Here is a 25,932-nt window from a genome sequence, read left to right on the forward strand (position 1 = left end):
ATGAAGAACAGCAAGAACCTCGCTCTCTACGCGCTCGGCGTCGTCGCCGTGCTCGCCCTGCCCATCTTCCTGCAGAGCCAGGGCAATGCCTGGGTGCGCATCGCCGACATCGCATTGCTCTACGTGATGCTCTCGCTGGGCCTGAACATCGTCGTCGGCTACGCCGGCCTGCTCGACCTGGGCTATGTCGCCTTCTTTGCCGTGGGGGCCTACCTCTTCGCGCTGATGGGCTCCTCGCACCTGTCCGAAACCTTCCCCTGGTTCAAGGCCATGTTCCCGAACGGGCTGCACACCTCGCTGCTCATCGTGGTGCCGCTGGCGCTGGTGGTGGCGGGGGTGCTGGGCGTGATGCTCGGGGCGCCCACGCTCAAGCTGCGCGGCGACTACCTGGCCATCGTGACGCTCGGCTTCGGTGAAATCATCCGGGTGTTCCTGAACAACCTCGACCAGCCGATCAACATCACCAACGGTCCGAAGGGCATCACCGCCATCGACTCCATCAAGTTCTGGGGCCTGGACCTCGGCAAGGCATGGAAGTTCGACGGCTTCACGATCTCGTCGGTCACGCTCTACTACTACCTGTTCCTTGCGCTGGTGGTCGCCACCATCATCATCTCGCACCGCCTGCAGATGTCGCGTATCGGCCGCGCCTGGATGGCCATCCGCGAGGATGAAATCGCCGCCAAGGCCATGGGCATCAACACCCGCAACATGAAGCTCCTGGCCTTCGGCATGGGTGCCAGCTTCGGCGGTGTCTCGGGCGCGATGTTCGCCGCCTTCCAGGGCTTCGTCTCGCCGGAGTCGTTCAGCCTCATGGAGTCGGTGATGATCGTCGCCATGGTCGTCCTGGGCGGCATCGGCCATCTGCCGGGCGTGATCCTGGGCGCCGTGCTGCTGGCCGCGCTGCCCGAAGTGCTGCGCTACGTGGCCGGACCGCTGCAGGCCATGACCGACGGCCGCCTCGATGCGTCCATCCTGCGCCAGCTGTTCATCGCACTCGCCATGATCGTCATCATGCTGGTGCGTCCGCGTGGCCTGTGGCCTTCCCCGGAGCACGGCAAGACCTTGCAGCGCAAGGGGGCCGCCCCCGGCGCACCGGTTGCGCCGGGCTCGCTCCAGACCCAGGCGCCCGGCATCGAGACGCCGGCCGACGAACTGCCGGGTGCGGCGTCGCGCCCCATGTCGATCAATCCGTGAGTCGAAGGAAAAAATCAACATGACGACAGACACCATCCTCGACGTCCGCGGAATCTCCAAGCGCTTCGGCGGCCTGCAAGCCCTTTCCGACGTCGGCATCACCATCAAGCGCGGCCAGGTCTACGGCCTCATCGGGCCCAACGGCGCCGGCAAGACCACCTTCTTCAACGTGATCACCGGGCTCTACACGCCCGACAGCGGCACTTTCGAGCTCGCCGGCAAGCCCTACCAGCCGACGGCCGTGCATGAAGTGGCCAAGGCCGGCATTGCGCGCACCTTCCAGAACATCCGCCTGTTCTCCGAGATGACCGCGCTCGAGAACGTCATGGTCGGACGCCACATCCGCACCCATTCGGGCGTGTTCGGCGCCATGCTGCGCACGCGCTCGTTCAAGGCCGAGGAAAAGGCCATTGCCGACCGCGGCCAGGAACTGCTCGACTACGTGGGCATCGGCAAGTTCGCCGACTACAAGGCTCGCACGCTCTCATACGGCGACCAGCGCCGGCTCGAGATCGCACGGGCACTGGCCACCGATCCGCAGCTCATCGCGCTCGACGAGCCGGCCGCCGGCATGAACTCGACCGAAAAGGTGCTGCTGCGCGAACTGATCGACCGCATCCGCAAGGACGACCGGACCATTCTCATCATCGAACACGACGTCAAGCTCATCATGGGCCTGTGCGACCGCGTCACGGTGCTCGACTACGGCAAGCAGATTGCCGAAGGCACACCGTACGACGTGCAGAAGAACGAGAAGGTGATCGAGGCTTACCTCGGCACCGGAGGACACTGAAATGACGACGACGATGACGAGCGCAGAAGAAACAACGACAGCAACGGCAACTGCAACCCCGCCGAAGACCGCAGCCAACGCCACCGGCAAGACGCTGCTCAAGGTCAGCGGCCTCAAGGTCGGCTATGGCGGCATTCAGGCCGTGAAGGGCGTGGACTTCGAGGTCCACGAAGGCGAACTGGTGTCGCTCATCGGCTCCAACGGCGCCGGCAAGACCACCACCATGAAGGCGATCACCGGCACGCTGCCGGCGGGCGCCGGAACCATTGAATTCCTGGGCCGCAACATCAAGGGCCGCGGCGCCTGGGACCTCGTGGGCGAGGGCCTCGTGATGGTGCCGGAAGGACGCGGCGTCTTCACGCGCATGACCATCACCGAGAACCTGCAGATCGGCGCCTACATCCGCAAGGACAAGGCCGAGATCGCCAGCGACATGGAGCGGGTGTTCGTGACCTTCCCGCGCCTGCGGGAGCGCAAGGACCAGCTCGCGGGCACCATGTCGGGCGGCGAACAGCAGATGCTGGCCATGGGCCGCGCGCTCATGGCACGGCCCAAGGTGCTGCTGCTGGACGAGCCCACCATGGGCCTGTCGCCCATCATGTGCGACAAGATCTTCGAGGTGGTGCAGACCGTGGCCGCGCAGGGCGTCACAATCCTGCTGGTGGAGCAGAACGCCAACCGCGCGCTGCAGCTGGCCGACCGCGGCTACGTGATGGAGTCGGGCCTCATCACCATGACGGGCGACGCCAAGGACCTGCTCAGCGACCCGCGCGTGCGGGCCGCCTACCTGGGCGAGTAAACGACGCCCCCCGGGTTTCGGCCCGGCGGCGTCCGCCTTTCAGTCGACCCGCGCGCCGGTCGCCTTCACGACGGCTTCGTACTTGGAGAGCTCGCTCTTCATGAACGCGCCGAACTGCTCGGGCGAACTGGCCACCGGCTCGGCCAGCAGCGTGCCGAAGCGGGTCTTCGTCTCGGGTGCGTTCAGCGCCGCCACGAAGGCCTGGTTGAGCTTCGCGACCACGTCGCGCGGCGTGCCGGCCGGTGCCACCAGCCCCCACCAGGTGTCGATCGAAAAGCCCTTGAGCGTGTCGGCCACGGGCGGCACGTCGGGCATGGCGCTGCTGCGCTGCAGGGTCGTGACCGCAATGGCCTTGAGCTTGCCCGAGCGGATGTTGGGCGCCGCGGTGGCAAGGTTGTCGAAGTTGAAGTCGACCTGCCCCGAGAGCAGCGCCAGTTGCGCCGGATTGCCGCCGTTGTACGGGATGTGCAGCGCGAAGATGCCGGCCTGCTTCTTGAACAGTTCGCCCGCCAGGTGCCCGGCGCTGCCGTTGCCGCCGCTGCCGTAGTTGAGCTTGGCCGGGTTGGCCTTGGCGTAGCGAACGAGGTCGGCCAGGGTGTCGATCTTCAGGCGCTGGGCCGTCTCGGCATTCATCACCAGCACGTTCGGCACGCGCACCATCTGCGTGATGGGTGCGAAGTCGGTCGCCGCGTTGAACGGCATCTTGCTGTAGAGCCATGGGTTCACCGCATGGGTGGCGGTGGCCGCGATGCCGATGGTGAGGCCATCGGGCGCGGCCTTGGCGACGATGTCGGCGCCGATGTTGCCGCCCGCGCCGGGCTTGTTGTCGATGATGACCGGGCCCAGTGTGTCCTTCACGCGCTCGGCCAGCATGCGGGCCGTGACGTCGATCGGGCCGCCTGCGGCATAGGGCACCACGAGGCGGATCGGGCGTTGCTGCTGCTGGGCCGTGACCGGGCCGGTGGCCAACAGCGCCGCGCCTGCAAGGAGTGAAAGGAGGAAGTGTCTCGTCTTCATTTTGCGTTCTGTGTCGTCTGGCAGGAATCGGAATCGGAAATCAGGGCAGCGCCTTGTCGGCCTCGGTGGTGAACGCATCGGCAAAGAATTCGTCTTCGGGCAGGCCCGCCAGCGCCACGTAGTCGTGCTTGGCCGAGTCGACCACGATCGGCGCGCCGCAGGCGTAGACCTGGTGGCCCGAAAGGTCGGCAAAGTCTTCGAGCACTGCGCGGTGCACGAAGCCCGTTCGGCCGTTCCAGTTGTCTTCGGGCGTGGCGTTGGAAACCACCGGCACGTAGCGCAGGTTTGGCATTTCCTTCAGCTGCTCGCTCACCCAGCCGTCCATGTAGAGGTCTTCAGGCCGCCGGCCGCCCCAGTAGAGCGCGGCGGGCCGCTCGATGCGCTTGAACTTCATGTGCTCGAGCAACGCCTTGATGGGCGCAAACCCGGTACCGGAGGCCAACAGGATCATCGGCTTGTTGGAATCCTCGCGCAGGAAGAAGCTGCCGTAGGGGCCCTCGATGCGAAGGATTTCTTTCTCTTTCATCACGCCGAACACATGGTCGGTGAACTTGCCGCCCGGCAGGTGCCGCAGGTGCAGCTCGATGCCCGTGCCCGGCTCGCTCAGCGTGTGCGGCGCGTTGGCCATCGAGTAGCTGCGCCGCGCGCCGTCGCGCAGGATGAATTCGACGTACTGGCCCGCATGGAACTGCAGCGGCTCGCCGGCCGGGAGCTGCAGCCGCAGCTTCATCACGTCGTGCGACAGCCGCGTGAGCGCGAGCACCCGCACCGGCATCTTGCGGATCGGCAGCGCGCCGGCCTCGGTGACCTGGCGAGACTCGAGCACCACGTCGCTCCGGGCGTGCGCGCAGCAGGTCAGCACGAAGCCCGCCAGCTGCTCTTCGGCGCTCAGGGCCTTGCTCTGGTGCGGGCCGAGTTCGACTTCACCCGAGAGCTTCCTGCACTTGCAGGAGCCGCAGGCGCCGTCCTTGCACCCATAAGGCAGCCCGATGCCTTGCCGGATGCCGGCCGCGAGAATGGTTTCATCGCCATGCACCGCGAAGTGACGCCCGCTGGGCTCGACGGTGATGGAAAAGCCCGCATCATGCGGCGCTGCAACAGTCATCGGTATTCTTCGGCTTGTTTCAGCCTGTGGCAGAAAAGAGAAAAAGGGAAAGGACCCCAGATTTTGCCTTCAATCAATAGCCCTTCCGGCGCGCTGCCGGCGCGCTTCCGCCGCGAACGCCTGCTCATCGTGGGCTGCGGCGACGTCGGCCAGCGCGTGGCGCGTGATCTGCGGGGCCGCATGCAGCTGGTGGCGCTCACTTCGTCGAGCCAGCGCGTGCCGGCGCTGCGGGCCGCGGGCATCCGGCCGCTCGTGGGCAACCTCGACGAGCCCGCCACGCTGCGCCGCCTCGCGGGCGTGGCCACGCGCGTGCTGCACCTGGCGCCGCCCGCGCGCGACGGCGGCGCGGCATGGTGGCGCGACCAGCGCACCATCGCCCTGGCGCGCGCGCTGCGCCTGCGTTCCACGCCGCTGGCCTTCGTCTATGGTTCCACCAGCGGCGTCTACGGCGACTGCGGCGGCGCACGCGTGAGCGAAACCCGTCCCGTGCGGCCCGACACCCCCCGCGCCCACCGCCGCGTGGATGCCGAGCGCGCGGTGCGCTGGCTCGGCCGCAGCGCCGGCGTGCGCGCGAGCATCCTGCGCATTCCGGGCATCTACGCGCCCGATCGCGAAGGCGGCACGCCGCGCCAGCGCCTTGCGCGCGGCACGCCCGTGCTGCGGCGCGAAGACGACGTGTTCACCAGCCACATCCATGCCGACGACCTGGCGCGCGCCTGCGTGGCGGCGCTGTTCCGCGGCCGGCCGCAGCGCATCGTCCATGCCGCGGACGACACGGAGCTGCGCATGGGCGACTACATCGACCTGGCCGCCGACCTCTATGGCATGCCGCGACCGCCGCGCGTGGCGCGCGACGAAGCCCAGCGTCAATTGCCGCTGCAGCTGCTGAGTTTCATGGGGGAATCGCGCCGGCTCGACAACACGCGGCTCAAGCGCGAGCTGCGCGTGCGGCTTGCACACCCGACGGTGCATACGGGGCTGCGCGAGAAAGCCTGAGCCGGGGAGGAAGTGTGGTGCCCGGGGCCGGAATCGAACCGGCACACCTTTCGGTGGGGGATTTTGAGTCCCCTGCGTCTACCAATTTCACCACCCGGGCACATCCGGAAGGAAGCCTAAAATTATGGCACAGTGGCTGCCATGAATTATCCGACGATCGAAGACGCCATCGGCAAAACCCCCCTGGTGGCACTGCAACGCATCGATGCGGCCGAAAATGCGAAGCGCGGCAATGTGATCCTCGGCAAGCTCGAAGGCAACAATCCCGCGGGATCGGTGAAGGACCGGCCCGCGCTCTCGATGATCAAGCGTGCCGAAGAGCGCGGCGAAATCAAGCCCGGCGACACCCTGATCGAAGCCACTTCGGGCAACACCGGCATTGCGCTGGCCATGGCCGCGGCCATCAAGGGCTACCGCATGGTCCTGATCATGCCGGAGGACCTCTCGGTCGAGCGCGCGCAGACCATGAAGGCCTTCGGCGCCGAACTGGTGCTCACGCCCAAGAGCGGCGGCATGGAATACGCGCGCGACCTCGCCGAGCAGATGGTGGCGCAGGGCAAGGGCCGGGTGCTCGACCAGTTCGCCAATGCCGACAACCCGCGCATCCACTACGAGACCACGGGCCCCGAGATCTGGGCCGACACCAAGGGCAGGATCACGCATTTCGTGAGCGCCATGGGCACCACCGGCACCATCACCGGCGTCTCGCGTTTTTTGAAGGAAAAGAACCCCGCGGTGCGCATCATCGGCGCGCAGCCCGCCGAAGGCTCGCGCATTCCGGGCATCCGCAAGTGGCCGGCCGAATACATGCCCAGGATCTACGACGCGAGCCGCGTCGATGAAGAAATCAGCGTGAGCCAGGACAACGCCGAAGAGATGTGCCGGCGCCTCGCGCGCGAAGAGGGCATCTTCGGCGGCATCTCCGCGGCGGGTGCGCTGTGGGTGGCGCTCGAAGTGGCCAAGACAGTCGAGAACGCCACCATCGTGTTCGTGGTCTGCGACCGCGGCGACCGTTATTTGTCGACCGGCGTTTTCCCCGCCTGACAGGACCCCCATGCCCCATCCCAAGTTCTGCCAGGCCTGCGCCACGCCGCTCGAATGGATCGCCTCGATGGAAGACGGCGGTCCCAAGGAGCGCCTGCGCTGCCCGTCTTGCGGCCATACGCACTGGAACAACCCGACGCCCGTGCTGGCGGCCATCGTCGAGTACCGCGGGCAGGTGCTGCTGGCGCGCAACGCGGCCTGGCCGGCCAAGATGTACGCGCTCATCACCGGCTTCATGGAAGCCGGCGAGACGCCCGAAGAGGGCATCGCGCGCGAGGTGAAGGAGGAAACCAACCTCGACGTGAGCGCAACCAAGCTCGTCGGCGCCTACGACTTCCAGCGCATGAACCAGATCATCATCGCCTACCACGTGGTGGCCGATGGCGAGGTCCGGCTCTCGCCCGAGCTGGTCGACTACCGCCTGTACGACCTGCCCGACCTCAAGTGCTGGCCTGCCGGCACCGGCTATGCGCTGGCCGACTGGCTGCGCACGCGGGGCCACGAGCCGGTGTTCTTCACCGCGGCCGAGAACGAAGCGCGGCGCCGCGGGTTCGTGCTGCCGCCCGAGGAGCCGAAGCATGGAAGTTGACCGCGAAATCGACACCCGCGGACTGAACTGCCCGCTGCCCATTCTCAAGGCCAAGAAATCGCTCAACGACATGGCGAGCGGGCAATTGCTCAAGGTGGTGTCGACCGACCCGGGATCGATGCGCGACTTCCAGGCCTTTGCGCGCCAGACCGGCAACGAGCTGGTCGAGCAGCAGACCGTCGGCAGCGATTTCATCCATGTGCTGAAGCGGCGCTGAGCACATGAAAAAAGGGCCCCGTCGGGGCCCTTTCTTTTTCAGAGCTCCAGGCTCTTGAGGTATTCGCGGAACTGCGCGCCCACTTCGGGGTGCGCCAGCGCAAGCTCCACGGACGCTTGCAGGAAGCCTTCCTTGCTGCCGCAGTCGTAGCGGATGCCCTTGTAGGCATAGGCATAGACGGCTTCCTTCTTCATCAGCGCCGCAATGCCGTCGGTGAGCTGGATCTCGCCGCCCGCGCCCTTGGGCTGGTTGCGGATTTCCTCGAACACGCCGGGCGTGAGGATGTAGCGGCCCGCCACGCCGAGGCGCGAGGGCGCCTTGTCGGGCGATGGCTTCTCGATCATGCGATCGACCTTCACGAGATCGTCGCCGATGGATTCACCCGCCACGATGCCGTAGCGCTTCACATGCTCGAGCGGAACCTCTTGCACCGCAAGCACCGAAGCGCCGAGCTTGCCGAAGGCCGCCGTCATCTGCGCCAGCACCGGCAGCCCGCCCACGGGACCGACCATCAGGTCGTCGGCCAGCAGCACGGCGAAGGGCTCGTTGCCCACGAGATGTTCTGCGCAGAGCACCGCATGGCCGAGGCCCAGCATGCGCGGCTGGCGCACGTAGGAGCAGGTCATGTCGTCGGGCATCACCGAACGTGCAATGTCGAGCAGCTCGAGCTTGCCGTTGGCCTCGAGCTGGCTCTCGAGTTCGTAGGCGGTGTCGTAGTGGTCTTCGATGGCACGTTTGTTTCGGCCAGTTACGAAAATCATGTCGCGAATGCCCGCCGCGTAGGCTTCCTCGACCGCGTACTGGATGAGTGGCTTGTCGACCACCGGCAGCATTTCCTTGGGCTGCGCCTTGGTGGCGGGCAGAAAGCGGGTGCCGAAGCCTGCTACAGGAAATACGGCCTTGCGAATGCGTGTCGAGGGAGTGGGCATGGACAATTTGGGCGTCTGTTCGATCAGTTGAAGAAGAAGGTTTTACAGTCAAAAACGGCGCGGATTGGCCGTTTTTGCCATGCTAAACCTTGCCCCGATCCCTGTGTGTCAGCCAAGGCGCACAAGCTGGTCGCGAAGACGTTCCAACATGATGCTGAAGTCGGCCAGGCGCTTGCGCTCCTGTTCGATGACTGCCGGTGGTGCCTTGGCGACGAAGGCCTCGTTGCCGAGCTTGCCGTTCACTTTGAGGATCTCGCCTTCGATGCGAGCAATCTCCTTGCCTATGCGCGCGCGCTCGGCCGCCTTGTCGATTTCCATGTGCAGGCACAGGCGCGCCGTGCCGACCACGGCCACGGGCGCCGCCTCGGCCGCTGCCGACCATGAGGCCTCGTCGTCGAACACTTTGACTTCCTTGAGCTTGGCGAGCGCCTGCAGCACCGGCGCCGCATCGCGCAGGAACGCAGCGCCTTCGGCATCGTCGGCCAACGCATAGAGCGGCAGGCGCAGTGCGGGCGACACGTTCATCTCGCCGCGCAGCGTGCGGCAGGCATCCACCAGTGCCTTCAGGCGCGCCACGTGTGCCTCGGCGGCTTCGTCGATCTTCGCGGGCTGGCTTTGCGGATAAGCCGCCACCATGATCGATTCGCCCGCGCGTCCGGCCACGGGCGCCACCTTCTGCCAGAGTTCTTCCGTGATGAACGGAATCACCGGATGCGCCAGGCGCAACAGTGCTTCGAGCGTGCGGATCAGCGTGCGGCGCGTGGCGCGCTTCTGCGCATCGTCGCCGGTCTGGATCTGCACCTTCGCGATCTCGAGGTACCAGTCGCAGAACTCGTCCCAGGCGAACTGGTAGATGGCGTTGGCCACGTTGTCCAGGCGGTATTCCTCGAAGCCCTTGGCCACTTCGGCCTCGACGCGCTGCAGCTGCGAGGCGATCCAGAAATCGGCGCGGCTGAACTTGAGGTAGCCGTGCGCCGGTCCGCCGACCGCGCACTCTTCCTTGGTGTGCTCGCGCAGCCCGCAGTCCTGCCCCTCGCAGTTCATCAGCACGAAGCGCGTGGCGTTCCAGAGCTTGTTGCAGAAGTTGCGGTAGCCCTCGCAGCGCTTGCTGTCGAAGTTGATGCTGCGGCCGAGCGACGCGAGCGACGCGAAGGTGAAGCGCAGCGCATCGGCGCCGAAGGCCGGAATGCCTTCGGGAAATTCCTTCTGCGTGTTCTTGCGTACCGCGGGCGCGGTCTCGGGCTTGCGCAGGCCCTGCGTGCGCTTGTCGAGCAGTTCGGGCAGCGCGATGCCGTCGATCAGGTCGACCGGATCGAGCACGTTGCCTTCGGACTTGCTCATCTTCTTGCCTTGCGCATCGCGCACCAAGCCGTGGATGTACACGTCTTTGAACGGCACCTTGCCGGTGAAGTGCTTGGTCATCATGATCATCCGGGCGACCCAGAAGAAGATGATGTCGTAGCCCGTCACCAGCACGCTCGAGGGCAGGTACAGCGCGAGGTCCTGCGTCTTCTCGGGCCAGCCGAGCGACGAGAAGGGCACCAGCGCCGACGAATACCAGGTGTCGAGCACGTCTTCGTCGCGGCGCAGGGTCTTGCCCGGCGCCTTGGCCCTGGCCTCGGCCTCGTCGTGCGCAACGTAGACATTGCCCTCGTCGTCGTACCAGGCCGGAATCTGGTGGCCCCACCAGAGCTGGCGCGAGATGGTCCAGTCCTGGATGTTCTCCATCCAGTGGTTGTAGGTGTTGACCCAGTTCTCGGGCACGAAGCGCACCTCGCCGGTCTTCACCACGTCGATGGCCTTCTGCGCGATCGAGGTGCCGTCGGCGCCGGGGCGGGTCATGGCCACGTACCACTGGTCGGTGAGCATCGGCTCGACGATGGCGCCCGAGCGCGCGCAGCGCGGCACCATCAGCTTGTGCTTCTTCACCTCGACCAGGAGGCCAAGCGCTTCGAGGTCGGCCACGATGGCCTTGCGCGCCACGAAGCGGTCCATGCCGCGGTATTTCTCGGGCGCGTTGTCGTTGATGGTGGCGTCCAGCGTGAGGATGCCGATCACCTCGAGCTTGTGGCGCTGGCCGACCGCGTAGTCGTTGTAGTCATGCGCGGGCGTCACCTTGACCACGCCGGTGCCGAACGCCTTGTCGACGTAGTCATCGGCAATGATCGGGATCAGCCGGTCCACCAGCGGCAGCTTCACGCGCTGGCCGATGAGGTGCTTGTAGCGATCATCCTCGGGGTGGACCATCACGGCCGTGTCGCCGAGCATGGTTTCAGGCCGCGTGGTCGCCACGGTCAGCGTGCCGCTGCCGTCTTCCAGCGGATAGGCGATGTGCCAGAGCGAGCCGTCTTCTTCTTCGCTCTCGACCTCCAGGTCGCTCACCGAGGTCTTGAGCACGGGGTCCCAGTTGCCCAGGCGCTTGCCGCGGTAGATCAGGCCTTCTTCATAGAGTGAGACGAAGGTCTGCGTGACCACCTTCGACAGGTCGTCGTCCATGGTGAAGTATTCGCGGCTCCAGTCGACCGTGTCGCCCATTCGGCGCATCTGGCCGGTGATGGTGTTGCCGCTCTTTTCCTTCCACTCCCACACCTTGGCGACAAAGTTCTTGCGGGCCTCGGCGGGCGTGGGGCCCATGTCGTGGCGGCTGATCTTCTGTTCCTGCAACTGCCGCTCCACCACGATCTGCGTGGCGATGCCCGCATGGTCGGTGCCCGGCACCCACAGCGTGTTGTCGCCCTTCATGCGGTGGTAGCGCGCGAGGCTGTCCATGATGGTCTGGTTGAACGCGTGGCCCATGTGCAGCGTGCCCGTCACGTTGGGCGGCGGCAGCTGGATCGCGAACGAATCGGCGCCTTCCCTGGGCTGCTGGGTGCCGCGGAAGCCGGCCTTGGCATAGCCGCGCTTTTCCCATTCCGGGCCCCAGTGCGCCTCGATGGCGGCGGGTTCGAACGATTTGGACAGGCTGTCCAGACCAGGCTGGGCGGAAGGGGTGGTGGATTCGCTCATGGGAAATGCAGGCAGGACGGCTCCTTCGCGGGAGCCGTGGAGACAAGGGTGGGACAGCCAGCGATTTTACCGGGGCGGCCCGGGGCGGGCCCACCCCACATAATTCCGGCATGCTCTTCTTGCTTTCCCCTGCGAAGTCGCTCGACTACGACACCCCCGTTCCCGCCGAGATCCCCGCCACCCAACCCCATTTCGAATCCCCCCGCGGACCTTCGGTCGAACTGATCAAGCTGCTGCGCGAGAAGTCGCCGCAGCAGATTTCGGAGCTCATGCACCTGTCGGACAAGCTCTCCGCTCTCAACGTGGCGCGCTACCACGCCTGGGCCGGCAAGAGCACGCCGAAGAACGCGCGCCAGGCGGCTTTCGCGTTCGACGGCGATGTGTACGGCGGCCTCGATGCCCGCTCGCTCACGCCCGCGCAGCTGGCCTGGGCGCAGGAGCATGTATGCATCCTGAGCGGCCTCTATGGCCTCTTGCGTCCGCTGGACCTGCTGCAGCCCTATCGCCTGGAGATGGGCACGCCGCTTGCCAACCGCCACGGCAAGGACCTGTACGCCTTCTGGGGCTCGCGCATCGCGGCGCACCTGAACGAGCGGCTCGCGGCGGACCGCACGCCCGTGGTGGTCAATGTCGCGTCGCAGGAATACTTCAGGTCGGTGGATCGCAAGGCGCTCAAGGCCCGCGTGGTCGAATGCGTGTTCGAGGAGTGGAAGGGCGACAGGTACAAGATCGTGAGCTTCTACGCCAAGCGCGCCCGCGGCCTGCTCGCGCGCTGGGCGGTGCTGCACAAGGCCGCCACGCCCAAGGCGCTGGAAAAATTCGACCTCGAGGGTTATGGTTTCGATTCCACGGCGTCGACGGCCGAGCGGCTGGTGTTCAGGAGGAAGACTTGAGATGTCACAGGCGATCAGTCCCGAACTGAGGGAATGGCTGGTGTCGCAGCTCGCGGCGGGGCATTCGGTGCCCGCGCTGCGCGCCTCGATGCGCGCCGCCGGCTGGAAGGACGCGGCCACCGATCTTGCGCTGGCGCAGCTCGAGGCCGGCTTTCCCCCGGTGGAAGTGGCTGCCAGGCCGCCGCGCACCGACATGCCCGGGCCCGACCTGGAAGGCGCGCCGCTGTACATCGATGCCGGAGACCGCCGGGTGCAGGTGCTGCACACCCTGCGGCATCCGCGCGTCGTGGTGTTCGGCAACCTGCTCTCGCCCGAGGAATGCGAAGGCCTGATTGCCGCCGCGCGGGTGCGGCTCGCGCGCTCGCTCACCGTCGAGACGCGCACCGGCGGAGAGGTGCTCAACGTCGACCGCACCAGCGAAGGCATGTTCTTCGAGCGCGGCGAGAACGAGATCGTCGCGCGCCTGGAGCAGCGCATCGGCGTGCTGCTGCGCTGGCCGGTGGAGTTCGGCGAAGGCCTGCAGATCCTGCGCTATGCGCCCGGTGCGCAGTACCGGCCGCACTACGACTACTTCGACCCCGGCGAGCCCGGCACGCCCACCATCCTCAAGCGCGGCGGCCAGCGCGTCGCCACGCTCGTGATGTACCTGCAGGAGCCCGGGCAGGGCGGCGCCACCACCTTCCCCGACGTCGGGCTGGAAGTGGCACCCGTGCGCGGCACCGGCGTGTTCTTCAGCTACGACGAGCCCGACCCCGCCACCCGTACGCTGCACGGCGGCGCGCCCGTGCTCGCGGGAGAGAAGTGGGTCGCCACCAAGTGGCTGCGCGAGCGCGAATTCAAATAGCCCCGAGGAACCGATGAAAGTCACGGCCAACGGATTGCAGATCGAAGTCGACGACACCGGCGGCGAGGGACGTCCCGTCGTCCTGCTCATCATGGGCCTGGGCATGCAGCTGGTCGGCTGGCCGCAAGCCTTCGTGCAGCGGCTGGTCGATGCGGGCTTTCGCGTGGTGCGCCATGACAACCGCGACATCGGCCTGAGCCAGGGCTTCGACCATGCCGGCACCGGCAACATCGTGTGGGAGAGCATCCGCCAGAAGCTTGGCCTGCAGGTGCGCTCGGCCTACACGCTGCAGGACATGGCGCGCGACTCGCTGGGCGTGCTCGATGCGCTCGGCATCAAGCACGCGCATGTCGTCGGCGCCTCGATGGGCGGCATGATCGCGCAGCACCTGGCCGCCGATGCGCCCGATCGCGTGACCAGCCTCGTGAGCATCATGAGCTCCAGCGGCGCACGCGGACTGCCCGGGCCCAGGAGCGAAGTCGCCGCCATGCTGCTTCGCCGGCCCTTGGGCGCGGGCGAGGCCGAACTGGTGGCGCACAGCGTCAGGCTGCTGCGGCTCATCCAGAGCCCGGCCTATCCGCAAAGCACCGAGGAGCTCACCGAGCGCCTCACCTTCAGCATGCGCCGCGCCTACCGCCCGGCCGGCATGTTCCGCCAGATGCTCGCCATCGGCGCCGATTCGCGCCGCCCCGAGGTGCTGCCGCGCATCAAGTGCCCGACGCTGGTGCTGCACGGCGAAGCCGATGCGCTGGTGCCGACAGCGTGCGGGCAGGACACCGCCAAGCGCATTCCGGGCGCGAAGTTCATCGGCATTCCGGGCATGGGCCACGACCTGCCGCCCGAGGTGTGCGCCATCCTCGTCAATCACATCGCCCCGTTCCTGCACGCGGCGCAGGAACACCACAAGCCATGAGCCTGGACAACGACCCCCAGAACCCCAACACCCCCGAGCAGTCGCAACTGGGCCGTGCCTCGGCCTACGCCGACAAGTACGACCCCTCGCTGCTCTTCCCGATTTCGCGCGCCACCCAGCGCGAGGCCATGGGCATCGCCGGCAATGCGCTGCCCTTCTTCGGTGCCGACCTGTGGACCGCCTTCGAAGTGAGCTGGCTCAACCTGCGCGGCAAGCCGCAGCTGGCCATCGCGCACTTCACCATTCCCTGCGAAACGCCCAACATCATCGAGAGCAAGTCGTTCAAGCTGTACCTCAACAGCTTCAACAGCACCGCTTTCGCGAGCCTGGAAGCCGTGCGCGACCGCCTGCGCGCCGACCTGTCCGAGGCGCTCTGGCGCGGCAGCGACCAGTCTGCCGGCATCGGCGTGAAGCTGATGGCGCCCGACCTGTTCGACCGCGAGCCGGTGCACGAACTCGACGGCCTCGACCTCGATCGGCTCGACATCGAATGCACCCACTACCAGCCCGCGCCCGAACTGTTGTCCAGCGACACCACCCAGCCGCCGGTGAACGAGACGCTCACCAGCCGCCTGCTCAAGAGCAATTGCCTGGTCACCGGCCAGCCCGACTGGGGCAGCGTGCAGATCCGCTACAGCGGCCCGGCGATCGAGCAGGCCGGCCTCCTGGCGTACATCGTGAGCTTTCGCAATCACAACGAGTTCCACGAGCCCTGCGTCGAGCGCATGTTCACCGACATCTGGCGCCAGTGCCAGCCCAACAAGCTTGCGGTGTATGCGCGCTACACGCGGCGTGGCGGGCTCGACATCAACCCCTTCCGCACCAGCTGGCCGCAGGCGCTGCCGCCCAACATCCGCACCGCGCGGCAATAGCGGCTGGCCGAGCGCGCGCCGCCGAAGCCCCTCTTCGGAATTCAGAAACTCGCAGCCGCGCTGCTGTGGCATTCTGGATCTGCCCGTGAACCGCGGGCGGATTTCCGGAGCAGACACACATGGTTGAAGGAAAAACAGTCGTCGTCACCGGCGCGGGCGGCGGCATCGGGCGCGACATCGCGCTGGCCATGGCCAGCCATGGCGCCAAGGTGGTGGTGAACGACATCGGCGCCGCGCTCGACGGCGAGGGCGGCAGTGCCGGCCCGGCGCAGCAGGTGGTCGACGAGATCCGCGCCGCCGGCGGCCAGGCCGTGCCCAACACCGACAGCGTGGCCGATGCCGCCAGCGCCGCGCGCATCATCGACTGCGCGGTCCAGAGCTTCGGCCGCATCGACGCCGTGATCAACAACGCCGGCATCCTGCGCGACCGCTTCTTCCACAAGATGTCGGTCGACGAATGGGACGCCGTGATCAAGGTGCACCTCTACGGCGCCTACTACGTGAGCCGCGCGGCGGCCACGCACTTCAAGGAGCAGAACTCGGGCGCCCTGGTGCACATGACCTCGACCTCGGGCCTCATCGGCAACTACGGCCAGGCCAACTATGCGGCGGCCAAGCTCGGCATCGTGGCGCTGTCCAAGTCGATCGCGCTCGACATGCTCAAGTTCAACGTGCGCTCGAACTGCATCGCACCCTTCGCCTGGAGCCGCATGATCGGTGCCATTCCCACCGACACCGACGAGCAGCGCGCCCGCGTCGACAAGATCAAGCAGATGACGCCCGCCAAGGTGGCGCCGCTCGCGGTGTACCTGGCGAGCGAGGCGGCCAGCGCGGTCAACGGCCAGATCTTCTCGGTGCGCAACAACGAGATCTCCCTCATCAGCCAGCCGCGGCCGGTGCGCTCCATCCACCGCTCCGAAGGCTGGACGCCCGAGAGCATTGCCGAGCACGCGATGCCCGCCATGCGCGCGAGCTTCTTTCCGCTGGACCGCTCGGCGGACGTGTTCAGCTGGGACCCGGTGTGAGGCCGCGCCGCTGAGCCCATACCCCGCGCCAGGCGCAACCGGCCCCATTCGCCGGACAATGCACGCTTCATTCCTTTCTGGCGCGCTTGTCCGGTGAACCTGCATTTCGACCTGTTCGACCTGAAACTGTTCGTCTACGTGGCCGAGGCGCGCAGCCTCACGCGCGGTGCCGAGAAAGCCTGCATCTCGCTCGCGGCCGCCTCCACGCGCATCAAGCAGATGGAGGAGGCCGTGGGGGGCAAGCTGCTGCACCGCAGCGCGCAAGGCGTGAGCCTCACGGCCGCGGGCCAGGCCGTGCTCTACCACGCCAAGCGCGTGATGCAGCAGATGGAGCACCTGCGCTGCGACATGCAGGACTTCGGCAAAGGCATCAAGGGCCATGTGCGCGTGTTCGCCAACACCACGTCCATCACCGAATACCTGCCGCAGAAGCTGGCGGGTTTTCTCACCCGGCATCCGGCCGTGCAGGTGGACCTGCGCGAATACCTCAGCGAGGAAATCGTGCGTGCGGTGGCCGACGGCGAGGCCGACATCGGCATCCTGGCGGGCGACGTGCACACCGGCGAGTTCGATGCACGCCCCTTCGGCCGCAACCAGCTGGTGCTGGTGGTGCCTCTCGCCCATCACCTTGCAGGCGCGCCCTCGGTGGCCTTTGCCGACACGCTCGACGAGCAGCACGTGGGCCTGCACCACGGCAGCGCGATCCACCGCTTCCTGCAGCGCCGCGCGGAGCTCGCCGGCCGGGGCTTCAACCCGCGCATCCAGGTCAGCAGCTTCGAGGCGATCTGCCTGATGATCGAGGCGGGCGTGGGTGTCGGCGTACTGCCGGCTTCATCGGCGCAGCGGCTGTCGATGGCGATGCGGATCTCGACGGTCGCCCTCAGCGATGCGTGGGCGGAGCGCGAACTCAAGCTCATCGCGCGCGACCGCGAACAGCTGCCCGCTTCGGCGCGCGAGTTGTTCGACCATCTGGTCGCGCCCTAGCAGGCGCCTGCGTCGAACTGCCTTCAGGGCAGCCAGCGTTCCACGCGCGGTGCGTCGGCCAGCTGCCAGATGCGCTGGCACAGCGCCTGGGCTTCTTCGGCCGTGGCGCCTTCGCCGTAGTGCGCGAGGCGCTGCATCTTGTCTTCGATCTCCGCGCGGCTCAGGGTGTTGCCCGGGTCGCCCTTGGGCTCGTCGACGCGGCCTTCCAGCGTGCGGCCGTCCCGGGTCTGCACGCTGACCTTGCCGATCCAGCGCGCGGGGTAGGCGGTGTCGACCTCGGCATCGAGCGCCATCGTCACCTTGTCGCGGAACGCGGCCACCTCGGGCGCGAGAAAGTCGCGGTCGAATTCGCCCAGGCCCGCGCGGCCATGCACCGCGATGAGACCGAGCACCGTGCCCATGGAAAACTTGCCCTGGTGCACCGTCGCAGGAACGGTGACGCGGCCGAGCACGTCGATCGCACCCTGGTGCACATGCGTGGTCACGCGCGCCACGTCGCCGTGCTTCAGGCCGTGCTGCGCCATCACCTGCAGCAGCGCGTCGGCCGCGGGATGCGTGTGGCGGCAGGAGGCGTGGTACTTGAACGAGGTCTCGGCCAGCGCCCAGCGCGTGCCGAGGCGGTCGGTGAGCTTCGCGGGATCGGCATCGCTCGACATGCCCACGCCAAGCCCTTGCGCACCTTCGAGCACCTTGGCCGCGCCGGTGAACCCGTCCTGTGCCAGGTAGGCGGACATGAGCCCGCTGGCAGCCGCGTGCGCGCAGTGCAGCTGCTTCGAATCTGCCGCGTCGCGCAGGAACTCCCACACACCCGCCGACTGCGTGCCGGCCGAGCCGAAGGCGTGCAGCATCTGCTGCGGCGTGAGCTTCAAGAGGCTGCCCACCGCGGCCGCAGCCGCCAGCGTGCCAGCCGTCGCGGTGGTGTGGAAGGTCCTGTAGTGCGAGCGGCCGAGAAACTCGCCGACGCGGATGCCGACTTCGTAGCCCGCCACCACCGCGGCCAGCAACTGCGCACCGCTTGCCCCCAGGCTTTGCGCCACGGCCAGCGCGGGTGCGATGACCACGGCGGCGGGATGGAACACGGAGCCGTTGTGCACGTCGTCCTGCTCCACGTAGTGCGACGCCGCCGCGTTGACGAGCGCGGCGAACACCGGCGAGCTGGTGCGGCGCGAGGTGAGTATTTCGCTCGGCCCCTCGGCGGGCCCCATCGTCCGCGCGAAGCGCTCGATGCTGCGCACCGGCCGTGCCGTGCGGGCCGCGAGCACGGAGCCGAGCCAGTCGAGCATCAGGTCCTCGGTGCGGCGCAGCACGGGGGCGGGAATGTCCGTGAACTCCAGCCCGGCTGCAAAGGTGGCCAGGGTCTGGCTCGGATGATTCGATGAAGTCATGAGAGGCCTTCAGAACGAGCGCGGCAGGCCGAGCATGTGCTCCGCCACGTAGCTCAGGATCAGATTGGTCGAGATCGGTGCCACCTGGTAGAGCCGCGTCTCGCGGAACTTGCGCTCGATGTCGTATTCGCACGCAAAGCCGAAGCCGCCATGGAACTGCAGGCAGGCATTGGCGGCTTCCCAGCTGGCCTTGGCCGCGAGGTACTTCGCCATGTTGGCCTGCGCGCCACAGGGCTCGCGCGCATCGAACAGGCGGCAGGCTTCGTAGCGCATGAGGTTCGCGGCCTCGATCTCGATGAAGGCTTCGGCAATCGGAAACTGCACGCCCTGGTTCTGCCCGATGGGCCGGCCGAACACCACGCGCTCCTTGGTGTAGGCCGTCACCCTGTCGATGAACCAATGGCCATCGCCGATGCATTCGGCTGCGATCAGCGTGCGCTCGGCGTTGAGTCCGTCGAGGATGTACTTGAAGCCCTGGCCTTCCTCGCCGATCAGGTTCTCGGCCGGAATCTCGAGGTTCTCGAAGAACAGCTCGTTGGTCTCGTGGTTCACCATGTTGAGGATCGGCCGCACTGTCATGCCGTGGCCGATGGCTTCGCGCAGGTCGACGATGAAGATCGACATGCCCTCCGACTTCTTCTTCACGTCCGCGAGCGGCGTGGTGCGCGCCAGCAGGATCATCAGGTCGGAGTGCTGGATGCGCGAGATCCACACCTTCTGGCCGTTGACGACGTAGCGGTCGCCCTTCTTCACGGCGGTGGTCTTGATCTTGGTGGTGTCGGTGCCGGTGCTGGGCTCGGTCACGCCCATCGACTGCAGGCGCAGTTCGCCGGTGGCGATGCGCGGCAGGTAGTTGCGCTTCTGCGCCTCGCTGCCGTGGCGCAGCAGCGTGCCCATGTTGTACATCTGGCCGTGGCAGGCGCCCGAGTTGCCACCGCAGCGGTTGATCTCTTCCATGATCACCGAAGCTTCGGTGAGCCCGAGGCCGGAGCCGCCGTATTCCTGAGGGATGAGCGCGGCCATCCAGCCGGCCTTGGTGAGGGCGTCGACGAACTCGGCCGGGTAGCCGCGCGCCTCGTCGACCTTGCGGAAGTATTCGTTCGGGAACTGCGCGCACAGGTCGCGCACGGCGTCGCGGATGTCTGCAAAGCGGGTGTCGTTGCTGTTGTTCATCGGGCTCAATCCTGGCGCGGTCCGCCGGCTTCCTTTTCCACGCGCTGCCAGATCTCGATCGCCATCGGGTCGTCGATCTCCTCGAGCAGGTGGCCCACCAGGCCGATGGCGCGGGCCATCACACCCAGGCCGCGGATGATCTTCCATGGAAAGCCGAACTCGGCGGCAATCGCGCCGATGGCGCCCGTCGCGTTGACGGGCAGCGACTTGCCCGAGACCCGCTCGGCCTCCTGCTGCACCGCCTGCATCAGTGCCACGTAGTGGCCCGAAAGCCCGTTCTCCTCGGCAATCTGGAACAGCCGCGGCGTGCGCGGATCGATGGGCTTGTGCAGCGGATGCCCGAGGCCCGGCACGATCTGCTTGCGCGCACGGTGGTCGGCGACGATCTCCTGCGCCATTTCGGCAAGCGGCCGCGCCGGCTTCTCGCCGAAGGGAATCGCCTCGTAGAGCATCTTCGCCGCGCCCTCGGTGCTGCCCACGAACACGCTGCCCAGCCCGCACAGGCCCGCGGCCACGGCGGCCTGCAAGGCTTCGGGCGCGCCCGCATAGGTGAGGCGCGCGGCCAGCGCGCTCGGCGTCACGCCGTGCTCGACCAGCGTGACGACGATGGCGTTGAAGGTGACCGATTCCTGCGGCGTGAGGATGCGGCCGGTCAGCTCCAGGAACGCCATGTCGCCGAGGTTGAGGTGGCCGAGGATCTCGGAGGGCAGGTCGCGCCCGCGCACCGTGATCTTGTCGGGCGTGCTGTGGCCGAGTTCGGTGTGCAGGGATTTCTTGATCTTGGTAGGCATGCGCCGAATCTATGCCGCTTCGCGCGGGGCGGTTCTGTGTTTGCGAAACCCTCCCTTCGGCAAATGCAAATGCCGCGCGCCAGAGGGTTCTGTCACGCTGCGGCGATGGACATCGAATCACTTTCCGCCATGCGCGACGCCGCGCTCGACTACTTCGTTCGCAGCCGTTCAGTCCAGCGCCGTCGGGAGCGCATGGAGCGGCCCGACGCCGACGAGGCGCAGGGCTGGAGCGCCATGGCCGAACTGGGCTGGACCGGCATGCTGGCGCCGGAATCCGCAGGCGGCCTGGGCCTGGACCTCGCGGGTGCCGCGCAAATCCTGCGGGCCGCGGGCGAGCATGTCGCGCCCGAGCCCTTGCTGGCGGTGGCCGGCCTCAGCGCGCTGCTGCTCGCACGGCTCGGCACGCCGCGTGCGGAGGCGCTGCTGGCGGACCTGGTGGCGGGCCGCAGCCTGCCGGCGCTGGCCTGGCAGGAGAGCGCGGGCGACCTGAGTGCCGTGCCCTTGTCGTGCGGCTGCGAGCCGCGCACGGGGCCTGCCGGCGGCGTGCTGCTGCAGGGAGAAAAGCTCATGGTGCTGCCCGGCGCGGCGGCCAGTGGATGGCTGGTGTCGGCGCGCGGCAGCGACGATGCGGTGCTGCTGTGGGTGCCGCGCGGCTCCGAGGGCGTGAGCGAAACCCTGGTGCCGCTGGTGGACGGCGGGCAGGCCGCGAACCTGCGCTTCGAGCAGGTGGCGCTGCCGGCGGACTCCGTGCTGGGCGAAGGCCCGGCTGCGCAGGAAGCCTTGCGCCATGCGCTCGCGGCCGGCCAGGTCCTGCAGGCGGCCGAACTGCTGGGCGTGGGCCAGTCCATGCTCGCGCAGACGCTGGCCTACCTGCGCACCCGCACGCAGTTCGGCAAAGCCATCGGCAGCTTCCAGGCACTGCAGCACCGCGCGGTCGACATGTTCATTCACCTCGAAGTGGCGCAGGCCGCGCTCGACGAGGTGCTGGCGCTGGCAGGCCAGGCGTTGTCCGCCGAGCGGCTCGAGGCCGAGGCCAGCCGCGTCAATGCCCGCTGCACCGCCGCGGCGCTGCAGGCCTCGCGCGCGGCGGTGCAACTGCACGGCGCCATCGGCTACACGCAGGAGTGCGACCTGAGCCTCTACTACAAGCGCACGCTGTGCCTTGCGGCGTGGCTCGGCAATGCCGCCGCGCACCAGCGCCGCCATGCCGCGCTCGCGGATGTCGTTGATGTGCGCAGCAGCACCGCCGAATGGCAAGGCGAGTTCCCCCGCAGCGCCGACTGGGCTGCGATGCCGGAGGCCGAGTTCCGGCGCATGGTGCGGGCGTTCCTGCAGCAGCGCTATCCGCAGCAACTGCGCTACCTCTCGCACCGCGCGCGCTGGAGCGAAATCCGCGATTGGTACCTCACGCTGTCGGGGCAAGGCTGGATCGCGGCGGCCTGGCCCCAGGCGCATGGCGGCATGGGGCTGCCGGCCGACAAGCTCATTGCATGGATCGAGGAGCTCGAGCAGCATGGCGTCGCGCGCGCGCCGGACCAGGGCATCGTGATGATCGGCCCGCTGCTGATCCAGCATGGCACGCCCGAACAGCAGCAGCGCTTCCTGCCGCGCATCCTCAGCGGCGAGCACGTGTGGTGCCAGGGCTATTCGGAACCCAACGCGGGTTCCGACCTGGCCGGCCTCCGCACAGAAGCCGTGGCGGGGCGCGATGCCGAGGGCGATCACTTCATCGTCAACGGCCAGAAGATCTGGACCACGCTGGCGCAGGATGCCAACCACATCTTCATGCTGGTGCGCACCGACAAGGCCGCGCGCAAGCAGGAGGGCATCAGCTTCCTGCTGTGCGACCTGCGCACACCGGGCGTTACCGTGCGGCCGATCCACACGCTCGCGGGCGAGCCCGAGTTCTGCGAGGTGTTCTTCGACAACGTGCGCGTGCCCGCCGAAAACCTGGTGGGCCGGCTGCACGGCGGCTGGACGATTGCCAAGGCCTTGCTGGGCTTCGAACGCATCTTTCTCGGCAGCCCCAAGCAGTCGCAGTACGCGCTGGGCCAGTTGGCGCGGCTGGCCGAGGCGCGGCGCCTTTTTGCCGACCCGGTGTTCGCGCAGCGCTTCGCGGCCTTGAGGCTCGATGTGCTCGACCTGTCGGCGGCCTACACGGGCTTCGCAAACATCGTCCGCGCGGGCAAGCCGCTGCCGGCGTCGGTGTCGCTGCTGAAGATCTGGGCCAGCGAGACCTACCACCGCATCGGCGCCTTGCTGGTCGAGGCGGGCGAAGAGCAGGGCGCGGTGGCGGGCGACCAGGTGCTCGACGGCCAGAGCTTCAACCTGCTGGCCCCGTTGATCGGCTCGACGGCCGCAATGATCTACGGCGGCACCAACGAAATCCAGCGCAACATCCTCGCGCGGCAGGTGCTCGACCTGCCGACGTGAATGACTTGAACGACGCGAGCGGCGCAAGAAACACACAACAGGAGACAACCCATGCGATCCATCGACTTCACACGGCGCCATGCCATGGCCGCGCTGGCCGCCAGCGCACTCGGTGCGGCGCTGCCTTCGCGCGCCCTGGCACAGCAGCCATCGCAGCAGCTGCCGCCGCTCATCAAGCTGGTGGTCGGCTACTCCGCAGGCGGTCCGGTCGACGGCGCCGCGCGCCTGCTCGCGCCCGCTATCGCCCAGGAGCTCGGCACGCAGGTCATCGTGGACAACCGCCCCGGTGCCAGCGGCTCGGTGGGCGGCGACGCGGTGGCCAAGGCCGCGCCCGACGGCGCGTTGCTCTTCTTCGGCGCGAGCCCGACGATCACCATCAATCCGAACATCCAGCGCAAGATGCCGTTCGATCCGATGAAGGACCTGGTGCCGATTGCGCCGCTGGTCGACTACACCAACGTGCTCGTGGTCAACAAGGACCTGCCCGTGCAGAGCGTGGCCGAACTGCTGGCCTATGCGAAGGCGCGGCCGGGCAAGGTGTTCTATGGCTCGGCCGGCATTGGCGCATCCAACCACCTGAGCGGCGCGCTGCTGGAGAAGATGACCGGCGTGCAGCTCACGCATGTGCCGTACAAGGGCAGTGCGCCCGCGCTGGCCGACGTGATGGGCGGCACCGTGACGATGATGTTCGACATCATCGCGACCTCGCGGCCCTTCATCCAGTCAGGCAAGCTGCGCGCGCTGGCCGTGACCTCGCGCCAGCGCAACCGCATGCTGCCCGAGGTGCCGACGATGATCGAATCGGGCGTGCCCGGCTACGACGTGGGCGGCTGGTTCGGACTCTACGGCCCCGCGCGCATGGACCCGGCGATGGTGGCCCGCATCAACGCCGCCGCGCACAAGGCGCTGGCGCGCGAGGACATTGCCAGCCGGCTGCGCGAGCAGGGCTACGAGGTCTGGAGCGGCGGTGCGGACCTGCTCGCGGCCAAGGGCCAGTCCGATCGCAAGCTCTGGGCCACGGCGTCCAAGGGCATCGAGGCGGAATAGCCGATGGCACCCACGCGAATCCACGAATTGCTCGAGGCGCGGGCCGCGCGCACGCCCGAGGCGGTTTTTCTGTCCGAACCCACGGGCGCCGTGACGTATGCGGCGTTGCAGGCGATGGCCGAGGCGGCCATGCAAGACCTGCTGGCCGCGGGCGTGCGGCCGACCGACCGCGTGCTGCTGGTGGCAGAGAACTGCGCCGCGCACATCGCGCTGCTCATGGCGTGCAGCCGCGCGGGGGCATGGTCGTGCGGCGTCAACGCGCGCATGTCGCCCGGAGAAATCTCGGCGATTGCCGAGCGCGCCGACGCGCGGCTGTGCTACTTCACGGCCGGGGCCTCGGAGGCCGCGCGCCAGCATGCGGGCAGTGCCGGTGCGGTGCCCTCGGCACTGCCCGGCGTGCTGCGCTCTGCCGTGCGCGCCGAGGCCCGGCCCGAAGCCGATCCGGCGCTCGCGGACACGGCCGCCATCATCTTCACGTCGGGCACCTCGGGCACGCCGAAGGGCGTGATGGTGTCGCACCGCGGCCTGCTGCATTTCGGGCGCGTGTCGGCCAGTGCCCGCTCGCTGGGCGAACGGGACCGCGTGTACGCCTTCCTGCCGATGACGCACATCTTCGGCATCGGCACGGTGCTCGTTGCCGCGCTCACCGGCGGCGCGGCGCTGGTGCTGCGCGCGAGCTTCTCGCCCGCCGACGTGCTGCACGCGCTGCAACACGAAGAGGTGTCGAACCTGCTCGGGCCGCCGACGATGTATGCGCGCCTCCTGGCCCACGCCGAGGCCGGGCGCATCGCGCCGTGCTTTCCGGCGCTCCGCTATGTGTATACCGGGTCCGCGCCGCTCGACCTGGGGCTCAAGCAACGTGTCGAGGCGCTGTTCGGCCAGCCGCTGCACTACGGCTACGGGCTTTCGGAGTACGCGGGCTCGGTGTTCCTCACGCGGGTCGAGGCGCCGCGCGCCGACACGGCGGCGGGCTATGCGGTCGAAGGCGGAGAGGCGCGCATCGTGGGTTCGGACGGATCGGATCTGGCGACCGGCGAAACCGGCGAGATCTGGCTGCGCGGCCCCGGCCTGATGCTGGGCTACTTTCGCGATCCTGCGGCCACCGCGCAGGTCATGCGGCCGGGCGGCTGGTACGCGAGCGGCGACCTCGGGCGCTTCGACGCGGACGGCGCGCTGTTCGTCGTCGGCCGGCTCAAGGAGATGATCATCCGCTCAGGCTTCAACGTGTACCCCGCTGAAATAGAAACGGTGATCGGCCGCTTCGCCGGCGTGCATCTCTGCGCAGTGGTGGGCGTCCCCGAGGCCGACGGCAACGAGCAGATCGTCGCCTTCGTCGAGATGAAGCCCGGTGCCGTGCTGGACGAGGCGGCACTGCGCACCTACCTGGCGGCGCACCTGTCGCCCTACAAGCGGCCCGCCCGCATCGAGACCATCGACGCGATGCCCACCACGGCCAACGGCAAGGTGCTCAAGCGCGAGCTGCAGGCGCGCTGCCGCTAGCGGCTCGCAGGACGTGAGCGGCTTTCGGACATTTCCTGCAAGGAGCCGCGCCGCCGTCCGCCAGTGCCGCCGGGGAAGGGCGCGCATCGTTCATGCATTCAACAGTGAACACAGGACGCACGCCATGGCAGACGACCCGAGCAAGCGCGGCCCACAGGACCGGACCCGCATCAATGTCAACGAGCCGCACGAGGTGCGCTACTGGACCCAGACGCTGGGTGTGACCGAGGCGCAGCTGCGCTCGGCGGTTGCGGCCGCGGGGGTCGAAGTGAAGGAAGTGCGGGTCTATCTCGGAAAACCGTGATCCGCGCGCGGAATCCGGTTCGTAGGTACGCTCCTACACCCGCCCGCGGAGGGGGCGTCGATACTTCTTTCCTCTC

Annotated in this window: 24 protein-coding genes and 1 tRNA gene; 17 read left to right on the forward strand and 8 right to left on the reverse strand. The window is 67.8% G+C overall.

The annotated features are described in order from the left end of the window. From ABID97_RS07845 to ABID97_RS07855, 3 genes are read left to right on the forward strand one after another with little or no spacing between them, the layout of a single operon-like run. Positions 1-1,197 carry an ABC transporter permease subunit gene (locus tag ABID97_RS07845; RefSeq protein WP_354397961.1) on the forward strand — a complete coding sequence of 399 codons (1,197 nt, stop codon included), beginning with the start codon at positions 1-3 and terminating at the stop codon, positions 1,195-1,197. Positions 1,198-1,216: 19 nt separating this feature from the next. After that, positions 1,217-1,990, forward strand: coding sequence for an ABC transporter ATP-binding protein (locus tag ABID97_RS07850; RefSeq protein WP_354397962.1), 774 nt, complete (start codon positions 1,217-1,219; stop codon positions 1,988-1,990). Positions 1,991-2,003: 13 nt separating this feature from the next. Further along, a complete protein-coding gene (locus tag ABID97_RS07855) occupies positions 2,004-2,789 on the forward strand; it encodes an ABC transporter ATP-binding protein (RefSeq protein WP_354401698.1) in 786 nt (261 codons plus the stop codon). 39 nt (positions 2,790-2,828) lie between these two features. Here ABID97_RS07855 and ABID97_RS07860 read toward each other — a convergent pair whose 3' ends face one another. Both ABID97_RS07860 and ABID97_RS07865 read right to left on the reverse strand, forming a co-directional pair. Then, positions 2,829-3,806 carry a Bug family tripartite tricarboxylate transporter substrate binding protein gene (locus tag ABID97_RS07860; protein ID WP_354397963.1) on the reverse strand — a complete coding sequence of 326 codons (978 nt, stop codon included), beginning with the start codon at positions 3,804-3,806 and terminating at the stop codon, positions 2,829-2,831. 40 nt (positions 3,807-3,846) lie between these two features. Further along, positions 3,847-4,911: a CDP-6-deoxy-delta-3,4-glucoseen reductase gene (locus ABID97_RS07865; RefSeq protein ID WP_354397964.1), complete on the reverse strand. Its 1,065-nt coding sequence runs from the start codon at positions 4,909-4,911 to the stop codon at positions 3,847-3,849. A 63-nt stretch (positions 4,912-4,974) separates the two neighbouring features. Between ABID97_RS07865 and ABID97_RS07870 the strand changes: the two genes are divergently transcribed. Next, positions 4,975-5,907 carry an SDR family oxidoreductase gene (locus ABID97_RS07870; protein WP_354397965.1) on the forward strand — a complete coding sequence of 311 codons (933 nt, stop codon included), beginning with the start codon at positions 4,975-4,977 and terminating at the stop codon, positions 5,905-5,907. 15 nt (positions 5,908-5,922) lie between these two features. Here the strand turns inward: ABID97_RS07870 and ABID97_RS07875 are convergent. Continuing rightward, positions 5,923-6,007: transfer RNA gene (locus ABID97_RS07875), tRNA-Leu, on the reverse strand. A gap of 41 nt (positions 6,008-6,048) precedes the next feature. Between ABID97_RS07875 and cysM the strand changes: the two genes are divergently transcribed. From cysM to ABID97_RS07890, 3 genes are read left to right on the forward strand one after another with little or no spacing between them, the layout of a single operon-like run. After that, positions 6,049-6,951 (forward strand): cysteine synthase CysM, encoded by a 903-nt coding sequence (gene cysM, locus ABID97_RS07880; protein ID WP_354397966.1) that lies wholly within the window; start codon positions 6,049-6,051, stop codon positions 6,949-6,951. Positions 6,952-6,961: 10 nt separating this feature from the next. Further along, positions 6,962-7,540 carry an NUDIX domain-containing protein gene (locus ABID97_RS07885; protein WP_354397967.1) on the forward strand — a complete coding sequence of 193 codons (579 nt, stop codon included), beginning with the start codon at positions 6,962-6,964 and terminating at the stop codon, positions 7,538-7,540. Then, on the forward strand, positions 7,530-7,757 hold the full coding sequence (locus ABID97_RS07890) for a sulfurtransferase TusA family protein (RefSeq protein ID WP_354397968.1): 228 nt from the start codon (positions 7,530-7,532) through the stop codon (positions 7,755-7,757). Before ABID97_RS07885 ends, ABID97_RS07890 begins: the two co-directional genes overlap by 11 nt. 38 nt (positions 7,758-7,795) lie before the next feature. Here ABID97_RS07890 and galU read toward each other — a convergent pair whose 3' ends face one another. After that, complete coding sequence (gene galU, locus ABID97_RS07895) at positions 7,796-8,686, reverse strand: UTP--glucose-1-phosphate uridylyltransferase GalU (protein WP_354397969.1); 891 nt, start codon at positions 8,684-8,686, stop codon at positions 7,796-7,798. Positions 8,687-8,794: 108 nt separating this feature from the next. Further along, complete coding sequence (locus tag ABID97_RS07900; protein ID WP_354397970.1) at positions 8,795-11,692, reverse strand: valine--tRNA ligase; 2,898 nt, start codon at positions 11,690-11,692, stop codon at positions 8,795-8,797. A 110-nt stretch (positions 11,693-11,802) separates the two neighbouring features. Here ABID97_RS07900 and yaaA point away from each other — a divergent pair, with 110 nt between their 5' ends. The 6 genes from yaaA to ABID97_RS07930 all read left to right on the forward strand — a co-directional run bounded on the left by yaaA (position 11,803) and on the right by ABID97_RS07930 (position 17,223). Further along, positions 11,803-12,585 (forward strand): peroxide stress protein YaaA, encoded by a 783-nt coding sequence (gene yaaA, locus ABID97_RS07905; RefSeq protein WP_354397971.1) that lies wholly within the window; start codon positions 11,803-11,805, stop codon positions 12,583-12,585. 1 nt (position 12,586) lies between these two features. Beyond that, positions 12,587-13,429 (forward strand): 2OG-Fe(II) oxygenase, encoded by an 843-nt coding sequence (locus ABID97_RS07910; RefSeq protein WP_354397972.1) that lies wholly within the window; start codon positions 12,587-12,589, stop codon positions 13,427-13,429. A gap of 13 nt (positions 13,430-13,442) precedes the next feature. Beyond that, entirely contained in the window at positions 13,443-14,342 is a 900-nt protein-coding gene (locus ABID97_RS07915) for an alpha/beta fold hydrolase (RefSeq protein WP_354397973.1), read from the forward strand. Beyond that, complete coding sequence (queF, locus tag ABID97_RS07920; protein ID WP_354397974.1) at positions 14,339-15,214, forward strand: NADPH-dependent 7-cyano-7-deazaguanine reductase QueF; 876 nt, start codon at positions 14,339-14,341, stop codon at positions 15,212-15,214. Before ABID97_RS07915 ends, queF begins: the two co-directional genes overlap by 4 nt. Before the next feature lie 119 nt (positions 15,215-15,333). Next, positions 15,334-16,239 carry an SDR family NAD(P)-dependent oxidoreductase gene (locus ABID97_RS07925; protein ID WP_354397975.1) on the forward strand — a complete coding sequence of 302 codons (906 nt, stop codon included), beginning with the start codon at positions 15,334-15,336 and terminating at the stop codon, positions 16,237-16,239. A 93-nt stretch (positions 16,240-16,332) separates the two neighbouring features. Continuing rightward, positions 16,333-17,223, forward strand: a complete 891-nt coding sequence (locus ABID97_RS07930; protein ID WP_354397976.1) for a LysR family transcriptional regulator — start codon at positions 16,333-16,335, stop codon at positions 17,221-17,223. A gap of 23 nt (positions 17,224-17,246) precedes the next feature. On the opposite strand, the gene ABID97_RS07935 is transcribed toward ABID97_RS07930, so the two are convergent. From ABID97_RS07935 to ABID97_RS07945, 3 genes are read right to left on the reverse strand one after another with little or no spacing between them, the layout of a single operon-like run. Continuing rightward, entirely contained in the window at positions 17,247-18,608 is a 1,362-nt protein-coding gene (locus ABID97_RS07935) for an MmgE/PrpD family protein (RefSeq protein ID WP_354397977.1), read from the reverse strand. Positions 18,609-18,617: 9 nt separating this feature from the next. Further along, positions 18,618-19,781, reverse strand: coding sequence for an acyl-CoA dehydrogenase family protein (locus ABID97_RS07940; protein ID WP_354397978.1), 1,164 nt, complete (start codon positions 19,779-19,781; stop codon positions 18,618-18,620). Between the two features lie 5 nt (positions 19,782-19,786). Further along, positions 19,787-20,572, reverse strand: coding sequence for a citryl-CoA lyase (locus ABID97_RS07945; protein ID WP_354397979.1), 786 nt, complete (start codon positions 20,570-20,572; stop codon positions 19,787-19,789). A gap of 105 nt (positions 20,573-20,677) precedes the next feature. On the opposite strand from ABID97_RS07945, the gene ABID97_RS07950 reads away from it, so the two are divergent. The 4 genes from ABID97_RS07950 (at position 20,678) to ABID97_RS07965 (ending at position 25,856) form a co-directional block, all read left to right on the forward strand. Next, complete coding sequence (locus tag ABID97_RS07950; protein ID WP_354397981.1) at positions 20,678-23,005, forward strand: acyl-CoA dehydrogenase family protein; 2,328 nt, start codon at positions 20,678-20,680, stop codon at positions 23,003-23,005. Between the two features lie 51 nt (positions 23,006-23,056). Further along, on the forward strand, positions 23,057-24,052 hold the full coding sequence (locus ABID97_RS07955; RefSeq protein ID WP_354397982.1) for a Bug family tripartite tricarboxylate transporter substrate binding protein: 996 nt from the start codon (positions 23,057-23,059) through the stop codon (positions 24,050-24,052). Positions 24,053-24,055: 3 nt separating this feature from the next. Further along, positions 24,056-25,552 carry a class I adenylate-forming enzyme family protein gene (locus tag ABID97_RS07960; RefSeq protein ID WP_354397983.1) on the forward strand — a complete coding sequence of 499 codons (1,497 nt, stop codon included), beginning with the start codon at positions 24,056-24,058 and terminating at the stop codon, positions 25,550-25,552. A 124-nt stretch (positions 25,553-25,676) separates the two neighbouring features. Beyond that, positions 25,677-25,856, forward strand: coding sequence for a DUF3606 domain-containing protein (locus tag ABID97_RS07965; RefSeq protein WP_354397984.1), 180 nt, complete (start codon positions 25,677-25,679; stop codon positions 25,854-25,856). Positions 25,857-25,932 lie beyond the last annotated feature (76 nt).

The organism is Variovorax sp. OAS795, from assembly GCF_040546685.1.
Taxonomy (GTDB): Bacteria; Pseudomonadota; Gammaproteobacteria; order Burkholderiales; family Burkholderiaceae_C; genus Variovorax.